Source organism: Armatimonadota bacterium (genome assembly GCA_039679645.1).
Lineage (GTDB): Bacteria > Armatimonadota > UBA5829 > UBA5829 > UBA5829 > UBA5829.
The window spans coordinates 64,623-75,276 of sequence record JBDKUO010000062.1; the positions used below are offsets into that span (position 1 = coordinate 64,623).

Consider the following 10,654-nt stretch of genomic DNA (forward strand, 5'->3'; position numbering starts at 1 on the left):
TTCCATTGCAATATCGGAGTTTTAATTGAAAGAGTACACTGGATATAAACGACTTGCAACCATAGCTGCGTTTGCGAGCATGTTTGCATGTGCAATTATAGCGACCATTGTCCCGGCAGCCATTATGGAGATAAAGCGCACCTATGGCGTCTCGGTAACCCAACTCGGATGGATATTCCGGCTGTTTATGTTTGCGTTTCTGGCTGCGGTTATAGTCGGCGGCCATTATGGAGATCGCATCGGCAAAATGCCTCCCATTGCTTTCGGAAACGTGTGCATGGCTGTCGGGATGATTATCTTTGCTCGTGCGGATAGTTTCAATATGGCACTAGTGGCGATTACTATCGCCGGTATCGGCGCGGGTCTTACAGAGGGTTTGGGGACTGCACTCGTCGCCGATTTATATATGGGCGCGAAGCGCAGGGCTATGACCAATTTCGGCCAGGTGGCATTTGCAGCCGGTGCGGTCATTGGTCCTGCCGCAACAGCGCGTATGCTGAGAGCCGGTATCGGTTGGCGAGCAGCTTTTCAGGACTCTGCCGGGATATGCATTCTGGCAGGCTTGGCAGCAATTGCAACATTAGCCTTTTATAAAGAAAAGCCGATCAACGGCGACAATGAAGGCGGCGACTGGCGCACGCTTATCAAAGACCCGCTTGTGATCTGGCTCGGCCTAGGTATTATGCTCTATGTAAGCGCCGAGTCAGGGACTGCAAACTGGCTGGCTACTTTTCTTACCTCAGATATAAAAGCGGCAGCTCCGGTGGCGGCGGCCTCAGTAGCCGTATTCTGGTTAGGCACAGGAGCAGGAAGAGTATCTGCAGCAAAAGTATCGAAGCGTATTTCAGATGTAAAGCTGATCGGAGCCAGCCTGATTCTTGCCTCTATATGCGAGGCGATTTTGTTGAGCACACATACTGTCGCTGTGTCTATGACCATGATCTTCCTGTTCGGATTGTGTATGGGGCCGGTATGGCCTACAATTATGAGCTGTGCAGGCGGCGCTTATCCGTCGCAATCGGGCGGGGTAATTGGAATACTTGCGGCTGCTGGCTCACTGGGCAGCGCTATAGTTGGCCCGCTTGTCGGTCGTGTCGCAGACTCATCCAGCATGCGATGCGCGCTGTGCATGTGTCTTGCGGCACTGCTGATTAATGCTTTTCTTTTTGCGCGGCTCAGAAAGCGCCTGGGCTGATGAACAACGCGCGCAGACCCAACGCCGCCAGCGAGATAATTATATCCGGGCGAGTCTGGAGCGCAGTGTGGTATCTGGCCTGGCCGACAGCCGTCAATACCATTATCCAGACCGCATATAACATAATCAACCGCATGTTTGTAGGCAGGCTCCCTGATGCCACTGATGCGCTTGCGGCAGTCGGGATCGGCGGAGCGGCCTTGATGGTCCAGTTCGCGTTCACCATTGGTCTATCTGTCGGCGCATCCGCCTTGGTTGCAAGGTTCCTGGGTGCGCAGCAGTATTCAGATGCCGATGAGACTACAAGGCAATCGCTCATACTCTCAGTAGTAGGCGGGGTTGTGACGGCGATCCCGTTGATGCTTTGGCCGCATTATCTGGTCAGCCTGATAGGCGCTAAAGACGGCGTTATCGGCCTGTCGGGGAGCTATAGCGCTATCGTTGCGTATTCATCCATCCCGATGTTCCTCTACATGACTATAACGTCTGTGCTGCGCAGCGCGGGTGATGTCAGGAGCCCTCTCTATGCCGGCGCAGCAGTGATTGCTATTAATGTGCTCTTCGACTGGCTGTTAATCTTCGGAATAGGTCCATTCCCTATGCTGGGTGTTAAGGGTGCGGCGATTTCGACCGGTATATCCCGCATCTTCGGTATGGTCATTATGTTCTGGTTCCTGCGCCGCTCTGTGCTCAGAGAATCTATGAGCCACTTCAAGCCACATATGGGGTGGTTTGCCCGGATTATGAGAATAGGATGGCCTGCCATGATCCAGAATGTGCTCTGGACCTCCGCCGCGGTAGTGTTTATTAAAATCCTGGCGATGCTGCCCGGCTATCAGGGCACGCTTGCGCAGGCGGGCTATACAGTCGCCATAACTATTGAGTCTCTTGCATTTATGCCCGGGGCAGCTTTCGGCATGGCCGCTACTCCACTGGTCGGTCAAAACCTTGGGGCAGGCAGGCTGGATCGAGCCGAACACAGCGCATGGATTGCAACATGGCAGGCTGTGGCGATTATGTCGGCTGTGGCGGCGGTCTTTATTGCAGCGCCGGGTTATCTTGCCCGGATGTTCACCCAGGAGGCGTCACTGATCCCGATAATTGTAGCCTACCTTAGGATAAACGCGGTTTCGGAACCTTTTCTGGCGGTCAACATGGTGCTGCGGGGAGCGCTGCAGGGAGCTGGCGAAACCCGCATCCCCGCATGGATTACTTTCTTCACAAGTTATGTGATCCGGCTGCCGCTGGCATGGGCTTTGGCCGTACCGCTGGGCATGGGAAGCACGGGAGCCTGGATAGGAATGGCAACATCAACGGTAATATCGGGCATATGGGTTGCGTCATGGTTTAAGTGGGGCGACTGGCGTCAGATACAGATCTGATTCGGAATAACAATTTCACAAAAATATTACAAAGAAATTCAGCGTAGACGTTGAACAATATACGGCTGCCGAGCATCATATATTATGGAAGTATCGCAGTGCTTAATTTTACCAACCAGTAGTTTTATATCTACAAAGGAAGTGAAATGACCCGATTTTCCTTGTATACTCGCTTTACTATTGCAGCACTCTCCCTTATTGTCACTTTTGTAAGCGGAACTGTTTTTAGCGATGAAATGCCGGATAAGCTCTCGCTGACGGATGCAGTCGCCATGGCTCTTCAAAGCAATGCGAGTTTGCAGAGCGCCAGAGACTCACGCTTAAACTCACTGTCAAGCCTCAGAATTGCCAACATCAAGACGAGCATCAATCTAGGTACCACATCATATTTCGAGCAAAATTCATATGACAAGAGCAGTTCAAGCCAGCTTTTTGGAAATGCTAGATATGAGAACTTAGCCGGCACCCAGGCATCTCTGAACTTGACTCCAATGGCATCAGGTGATGATGATAACACTGTGTCGCTTTCGCTTAAGCACCCATTGGGAAAGGGCAGAGGATTACTCTCTTCGAAGGCCATTGAAGTTATTGGAGCACGTAACAGCGCGTCTATAGAGGAAAAGCAGTTATACCTCACCACTCAATCGACTGTGCAATCGGTTGTCCAGAAATATTACGGCGCAGTGCTTGCACGCGAGCAGGTCAAAGTGCAGGAGCAGGCGGTGACAATCGCCAAGGCAGTAGCGGATGGAGCAAAAAAGCGCGCAGCCGAGGGACTCGTCGCTGAGATCGAGGCATCGCGGGCTGAGATAAGAGTCGCCCAAACCGAGAATGAGCTAAATGTGCAAAAGCAGGCGGCTGAAGCCGCTCTCGACTCACTGATGATCGCACTCGGCTCCGGTATTGGAAAAAAGCCGGAGCTTATTGAACCGATACCCGAACCAAGTTCAATAGGTAATCTGCCGGACCTGGCTGCTGCCATGGAAGAAGCGTTGAAAAATCGCGCAGAGCTTGATGTGTATGACACCGAGCTTTCAGAGTTATCCCGCACTCTGGCTATCGCACAAGATAATCTTAAGCCTGGACTGGACCTTGTTGCAAGTTTCTACTCATCGTCTGACGATACAGGGCTGCTCTCACACTCCATTTGGGATGCAGGCAATCTGACGGCGGGTTTGGAGTATTCAGTGCCCCTGGACAAGCGATCACTCGTGGAGAGGCACAGTATCGCCGAGACGAATCTGCAGACCAAGCGTAGAATGAGAGTGTATGAAATGGAGCAAATTGCCCAGCAGGTAAGAGAAGCATATCGCGATCTGCAGCGGGCAAATACAACCGTAGATATATACGGACAAAACCTCGCGGTAGCTGAAGACAACTTGCGAATGGCTCAGATACGAGTCGACGAGGGTCTGACGGATAACCAGGAAGTCCTGAATGCACAGGAAGCGCTCACACAGGTTCAAAACTCACTCATATCAGCAAAAGTCTCACTCTATCTGGCGGCAGTGAACTTGAAATGCGCCATGGGCGAAGACCTGACAATAATGGGGGTTAAATGAAGCGACAGATAAAACTTTGGTCTGGCAGAACATTTATGCTGGTGGCTGTGGTCTTTGCCGCACAGTATTGGGGCGTGCCGCTCTATAAGCAATATATGGTCCCGAAGAAGACTGAGGCATTTGTTCCTACCGCCAAAGTCAAAAGCGGCAATTTCACGATCAGTTTCCATGAGATCGGAACTCTGGAGGCTGAGAATTCAGTGCCGATCATCAGCGAAATAAATGGAAAGATCATTTTTCTTGCCCCCGAAGGCAAAGTAGTCTCACCCGGAGAAAAAATTGTTCAGTTGGACACGTCGGATATAGAGCGTGATGCCAAAACACAGGAATTGAACTATCAAAACGCTCTGGCTGACGTCAAGAGAGTAAAATCCGAAATGGAGATACTTGCCAAGTCCAACGAAACGGAAGTTGCGCAGCAGCAGGCTGATCTGGATTTTAATAAAAGCGAGAGTGAGCGCGCTGCAGAACAACTTACGAAAAAACGGCATCTCGCTGAAGAGAAGCTGATACCACGCGATCAGGCGGATCAGGCGGAGATAGATCTGCGCTCCAAGAATTTGACGGTCAAAAAAGGTGAGATGACCCTTGAACTAAAGAAAAAGGAAGTTGCAAACAAACAGACGCAAAAAGAATCGGAAGTGCGCAACAGAGAGTTCTCCGCAAGCATGGCCAAGTCGAGCCTGGAAGAGGTGCAGAGCCGGATTAAAAAAGCCGTCATAACGGCTCCTGCGGCAGGGATGGTAGTGATTTCAAAAGACTGGACTGCCGACGGCCGACGGAAGCTAAAAGAGGGTGATACTCTTCGCCCCCAACAGATTGTCTGCCAGTTGCCGGACCTCACCAGCATGCAGGTAAGGCTCCAGGTCGGCGAATCGGACGCGCCAAAGCTTAAGCTCGGAATGCCTGTTTTAGTAAGGCTCGAGGCTATACCCGATAAGATTTTCCATGGAACAGTGAAAGATATTTCCAGCCTGGCGGTGGAATCTAATCCTTGGGAGGGTGACACACCGGGGCGTAAGAATTTTGAGGTCGTCATTGCCGTCAAGGAAAGCAATCCCAAGACCATCAAGCCCGGAATGAGCGCTGATGCCGAGTTTATTTGCGACTCTCAAAAGAAGGCGATCTTTGTGCCCATAGAATCCGTAGTTGAACGCAGCGGCAAGACATATGTCTTTGTAAAAGACGGCAAGCGGTTTGTGCAGACCAAAGTTAAAACCGGCAAGCACAATGACAACTTCATCTGCCTGACTAAAGGTGTGAAAGCCGGTCAGATTATTGCTCTGCGCGACCCGACTAAACCACTCGATCAGCAGGAGTCAGGCGCGAAAAACCCCGACGCAAAGAAAGACAAACAAAAAGAAAAAAAGAAGCCCGCTCCGCTACCGGGGGCATCCAAGGACTGACATGGGTATTTTCGACGCCATACACACCGGTCTCACTGAGCTTCTATCGCACAAGCTGCGCTCCATGCTGACTATGCTCGGGGTAATCTTCGGCGTGGCGGCAGTAATCGCGATGGTCTCGATAGGTGAGGGCGCGAAACAGGAAGCACTGGACCAGATCAGGCTTATGGGGATCGATGTAGTGCATGTGAAGCGCGCCACAATTGCGGGGGAGCTTCTGCAAAAGGCTGAGGAGCGGTCCCCTTTCGGACTCAAATATTCTGATGTAGGCAGCATAAGACAAGTATGTGAATATGCTCGGCGCGTGGTCCCTCTTCGCGAAGTCTTTGCCGACGTGAGGGTCGGGGAGGAGCCTGTTCCAGTCAAGGTAGTAGGAACTACCGCCGGTTATGATGAAGCGTCACGCTCAAAGCTGCTTCGCGGACGATTTCTGATGGATCAGGACATTAAGGAGAACTCGCCGGTCTGTGTGCTGGGCGCGGCTGCCAAGCGCGAGCTTTTCGGCTTTGATGATCCTATCGGTAAGACGGTCAAAATACAAAGCCGTGTCTTTAGGGTAGTGGGTCTTATGGAGGCGAAAGAAATAGGCTCGGCCAAGGCATTTTCCGCCCTTCGCGACCTCAACTCGGACATCTATATCCCTATAACGATATCTTTCAGCGACTACCAGATGTTTTCTCAGCAGGCGATGCCTGCCAACATATCCACGCTCAGGTCCATGATAGGCAAAATGAACAGCCGACACAGTCTCTCCGACAGCACCATTTCCGAAATCATAGTACAGCTTAGCGGAGAAGATGCCGCCGTGCAGACTGCATCGGTGATCAGATCGGTAATGAACAGGCAGCACCGCGGGATTCGCGATTATGAGATCATCATTCCCGCCGAACTGCTCCATCAGAGCCAGCAGACACAGCGCATATTCAACATTGTAATGGCGGCGATTGCAAGTATATCGCTGCTTGTGGGCGGCATCGGCATTATGAACATCATGCTCGCCACAGTGAGCCAGCGCACTCGTGAGATAGGAGTGCGGCGCTGCATCGGGGCAACCAGATGGGACATTGTGCGACAGTTTATGCTGGAGGCACTGGTTATTACCTGTCTGGGCGGTCTTATAGGTGTCGCGCTGGGTATTGGCGGGGCGCGCGCCATCTCTATCTATGCAGACTGGCGCACGGTCGTATCGACACAGGCGATAGCGCTTTCATTCGGCGTATCGGTCTTTGTGGGAGTCGTCTTCGGACTGTACCCGGCTGTCAGAGCAGCCATGGTAGACCCGATAGAAGCCCTGAGATACGGCTAAGTGAGATTTATTATTTTATATTTGATATTGATTATTTGGGTGAGGGCGCAAGTAAATGCCGCTTATTGAAGTTATAGACCTGAAAAAAACATATAAGATAGGCAGCGTGGAAGTCCCTGCGCTTCGGGGCGTGTCGTTCAGCGTAGAGCCGGGCGAGTTCGTGGCAATCATGGGACCATCAGGCTCCGGCAAATCCACTCTGATGAACATAATCGGCTGCCTGGACAGGCCGACTTCAGGCACATATATGCTCGACGATACTGATGCAAGCAAGCTCAGTGACGCCCAGCGCGCCCATGTCAGAAACCGTAAGATTGGTTTTGTCTTCCAGAGCTTTAATCTGCTGCCGAAGATGTCCGCGCTCAAGAACACCATGCTGCCGATGATGTATTCGTCCGAGCCCAGAGACAGGAAATACGCCAGAATGGCTCTAGACTCTGTCGGATTGGCCGGGCGCATCCACCACACGCCAATGCAGCTTTCCGGCGGTGAGCAGCAGCGTGTCGCGATTGCTCGGGCGCTGGTAAACGACCCGCCGGTAATGTTCGGAGATGAGCCTACCGGCAACCTCGATACCGCCACAGGTGAGGAGATCATGGCCATCTTCCAGAGCCTCAACAATGCCGGAAAGACAGTTGTGATTGTTACCCACGAGCCTGACATAGCCCGGCACTGCAAGAGAATACTGCGTTTTCGAGATGGGCTGCTGGAATCTGACGAGATTGTGGAAAACCAGCTTATTGCAAAGACAAGAGAAGTGAGCAGGCAGTAGTATTCAGGGCAGGAATGCCCTTGAAGACTGGTCGGGGGTAAGAATACCCCCGACCAACAACTATTACTAGTGCCTGTTACCTAACACCTAACACCTATTTTTCCGGCTTCATCTGCGGGAATAGAATGACATCTCGAATTGCGTCCTGATCGGTAAAGAGCATTACCAACCGGTCGATGCCGAAGCCCAGCCCGCCGTTGGGCGGCATGCCGTATTCCATCGCTCTAACAAAGTCGTCGTCAGTAGGCTGCGTGTCTTCGTCGCCCTCTGCGCGCATTGCAGCCTGAGCCACAAAGCGTTCCTTCTGATCTATAGGATCATTAAGCTCTGAGTTGGCTTGAGCAATCTCCTTGCCGCCGATATAGAGGTCAAACCTGCGCACAAACTTATCGTTGCCGGGCACCTTCTTGGCCAGTGGAGAAGTCTCCAGAGGGAAGTCGGTGACAAATGTCGGCTGGATCAGGTGAGGCTCCACGAACCTCTCGTATATCTTCTCTATAATGCCGCCGACCACATGCTCGCCTTCAGTGGGCAGTCCGAGTTTTTCCATGGCTGCAAGCGCGCTAGCGAGGCTGTCAAATGCATCCGGCTTTATGCCGGAATATTTCTCTATACCTTCAAGAATCGGCATCCTGGTCCAGGGGGCGGTAAAGTCGATTGTCTGCCCCTGGTACGGGATCTTGGGCCCACCGTAGAGGGTCTTGCTGATATAGTTGAACAGCTCTTCGAAAAGACTCATCATATCTTCCAGGTTCGCGTATGCCTCATAGCTTTCGAGGAGAGTGAACTCCGGGTTATGGCGGGTCGAAAGGCCTTCATTTCTGAACACGCGCCCGATCTCATATACCTTTTCCAGCCCACCTATAATCAGGCGCTTGAGGTATAGTTCGAGAGATATTCTCAAGTGAAACTCGTGCTCAAGCGCGTTGTGATAAGTCAGAAAAGGCCTGGCTGCCGCGCCGCCCGCCACCGCCTGAAGCACAGGTGTCTCGACTTCAAGATATCCGCGGCTGTCATAGAAATCGCGAATTGCCCGCAAGATCATGGTCCGCTTGATAAATGTGTCGCGGCTTTCGGCATTGGTAATAAGGTCGATGTGTCTCTGCCGGTAGCGCTGCTCCACATCCTGCAGGCCGTACCAATGCTGATCGCCCTTTTCCTTGCCGAACGGTATTGGCCTGATCGATTTTGTGAGCACGGTTATCGAGCCGGCATGGACCGAGACCTCGCCGGTGCGCGTGCGGAACATATAACCCGTCACGCCTATGAAGTCGCCGAGGTCGAGCAGCTTAACCAGCTCATAATCATCGCCGAGATCATCCCGCTTGAAATAGACCTGCACCCTGCCCTTGCGATCCTGAATATGCACGAACGCAGCTTTGCCCATCAGTCGAAGTGAGACAACTCTTCCGGCAAGGCTCACTTCAACTTTTGCCTTGGCCTCTTCGCCCTCTTTTGGCTCGTTCTCTTCGTAGGCGGCTATCACGTCTGCGCTGTAAGGCTCGACGCATTTTTCATTTCCGTCGTTGGATTTGACCGCCGCACTGCGCTTATATTTTTCCAGGGCGAACGGGTCTTTGCCCAGAGATTTCATCTTCTCCAGCTTTTCGACCCTTGCCTTGATAAGTTCATCTTCAGGAATCAAATGTTCTTCCAATGTCAGTCTCCTCAATAAGCTCAGAGCGGGGAGTGGAGAGCAAAAAGCCCGGACCAATCACCGTTCAGTTAACTGCCTGTTACCATAGTTTTATCCCTTCAGGTATCTTACCTGGAGGGGGATAAACCAAGTACAAAAAAACCTGCGGGGAGCGAGCCCGCAGGTTATTGTTCGCTTGTTCTGATAAAAATTCCTCTTACTTGCGAATGCTCAGTATCTCATACTTTGCAAGTCCTGCCGGGATCTCTACAACTGCGATCTCCCCGACTTTTTTGCCCATAAGAGCTTCTCCGACCGGCGACTCGTTGGAAATACGGTCCTCTGCCGGGTTAGCTTCAACCGTACCAACTATGGTCCATTCCCAATCGTCCTTGTTCTCCAGATCCCTGACCCTGACTATCGAGCCTATGCTCACAGCGTCTGTGAGCACCTCCATATCTTCGATCACCCGCGCTGTCGCGAGTATTTCCTTGAGCTCGTCAATCCGCCCTTCAATGAAGGCCTGCTCGTTCTTTGCGTCATCAAACTCAGAATTGTCATTGAGTTCGCCTGCCAACTGCATGGATTCACGAATTCGCTCGGCAACACGCTTACGACCAACCGTTCGAAGTTGATCGAGTTCGTCTTCTATCTTTTTCAGACCGCCTGCGGTCAACACGATTTCTCTTTCGGCTTGCATCGGACATCACTCCTTGACAAAGCAATCAAGCACCGACCGCGCTAATGCGACGTCAGTGCTTGACATAACAGACCTACCAATTCTTGGTAATTATACCAACATTGATGGCCACTATCAAACTACTTAGTCACATTTTGCGCCGAACCCACACGCCTCATCGCATTCGTACATGAGACGTGCGATTGGTTCACAAAGTTCCCTCAAAATGACCAGTGCGCGTATTTCATGCATACGCGTATTATTTGGAACTGTTATGCCATATGTTGTCGGTATAAATGGAGAGTTTTTTTACCCATATCAGAGGATTTTATTTCGGGGAAACTTGGGACAAATACATAAATTGCCGCCGCTTACGATAAGCGGCGGCAATTTGATTTCCTACCCACACGGATAGTTGAGGCTTCCGCGCGAGGGCCAACATTCATGACCAAGGTGGTCGAAACGACCACAGGCTAAAACACTAGCCTGCACAGTCACCTCGTTGACTATAATCCATAAAGCCACCACCTCCTTCTTAGTCTAAAGTCAGTATACCTCTGACTTTCCGCTGTGTCAAATAGATTTTTAGAGAGGCAATTGCGATAGACGTTATTTTGAGCGCATTTTATGCCGACAGCTGATTTCATAAGTAGCCTTGAATGTCTCAGAGTTCAAAAGCGAGCAACAAACTGGCACATCCGGCAGTATTTCAGCCT

8 protein-coding genes are annotated in these 10,654 nt (G+C 51.5%); 6 read left to right on the forward strand and 2 right to left on the reverse strand.

Features of this window, described 5'->3' with window-relative positions:
• The first annotated feature begins 25 nt into the window (after positions 1-25).
• From ABFD83_13055 to ABFD83_13080, 6 genes are all read left to right on the forward strand, one after another.
• On the forward strand, positions 26-1,195 hold the full coding sequence (locus ABFD83_13055) for an MFS transporter (GenBank protein ID MEN6357999.1): 1,170 nt from the start codon (positions 26-28) through the stop codon (positions 1,193-1,195).
• Positions 1,195-2,577, forward strand: coding sequence for an MATE family efflux transporter (locus ABFD83_13060; protein MEN6358000.1), 1,383 nt, complete (start codon positions 1,195-1,197; stop codon positions 2,575-2,577). Before ABFD83_13055 ends, ABFD83_13060 begins: the two co-directional genes overlap by 1 nt.
• Positions 2,578-2,723: 146 nt before the next feature.
• The gene (locus ABFD83_13065) at positions 2,724-4,139 is read left to right on the forward strand and encodes a TolC family protein (protein MEN6358001.1); all 1,416 of its coding nucleotides are present in this window, start codon (positions 2,724-2,726) and stop codon (positions 4,137-4,139) included.
• On the forward strand, positions 4,136-5,545 hold the full coding sequence (locus tag ABFD83_13070; GenBank protein MEN6358002.1) for an efflux RND transporter periplasmic adaptor subunit: 1,410 nt from the start codon (positions 4,136-4,138) through the stop codon (positions 5,543-5,545). The genes ABFD83_13065 and ABFD83_13070 overlap by 4 nt, the downstream gene beginning before the upstream one ends.
• Before the next feature lies 1 nt (position 5,546).
• Positions 5,547-6,851, forward strand: coding sequence for an ABC transporter permease (locus ABFD83_13075; protein ID MEN6358003.1), 1,305 nt, complete (start codon positions 5,547-5,549; stop codon positions 6,849-6,851).
• Between the two features lie 55 nt (positions 6,852-6,906).
• Entirely contained in the window at positions 6,907-7,623 is a 717-nt protein-coding gene (locus ABFD83_13080; GenBank protein MEN6358004.1) for an ABC transporter ATP-binding protein, read from the forward strand.
• A 94-nt stretch (positions 7,624-7,717) separates the two neighbouring features.
• Here the strand turns inward: ABFD83_13080 and lysS are convergent, their stop codons facing one another.
• Entirely contained in the window at positions 7,718-9,280 is a 1,563-nt protein-coding gene (lysS, locus tag ABFD83_13085; GenBank protein ID MEN6358005.1) for a lysine--tRNA ligase, read from the reverse strand.
• Positions 9,281-9,476: 196 nt separating this feature from the next.
• A complete protein-coding gene (gene greA / locus ABFD83_13090; GenBank protein ID MEN6358006.1) occupies positions 9,477-9,959 on the reverse strand; it encodes a transcription elongation factor GreA in 483 nt (160 codons plus the stop codon).
• Between the last annotated feature and the right edge of the window lie 695 nt (positions 9,960-10,654).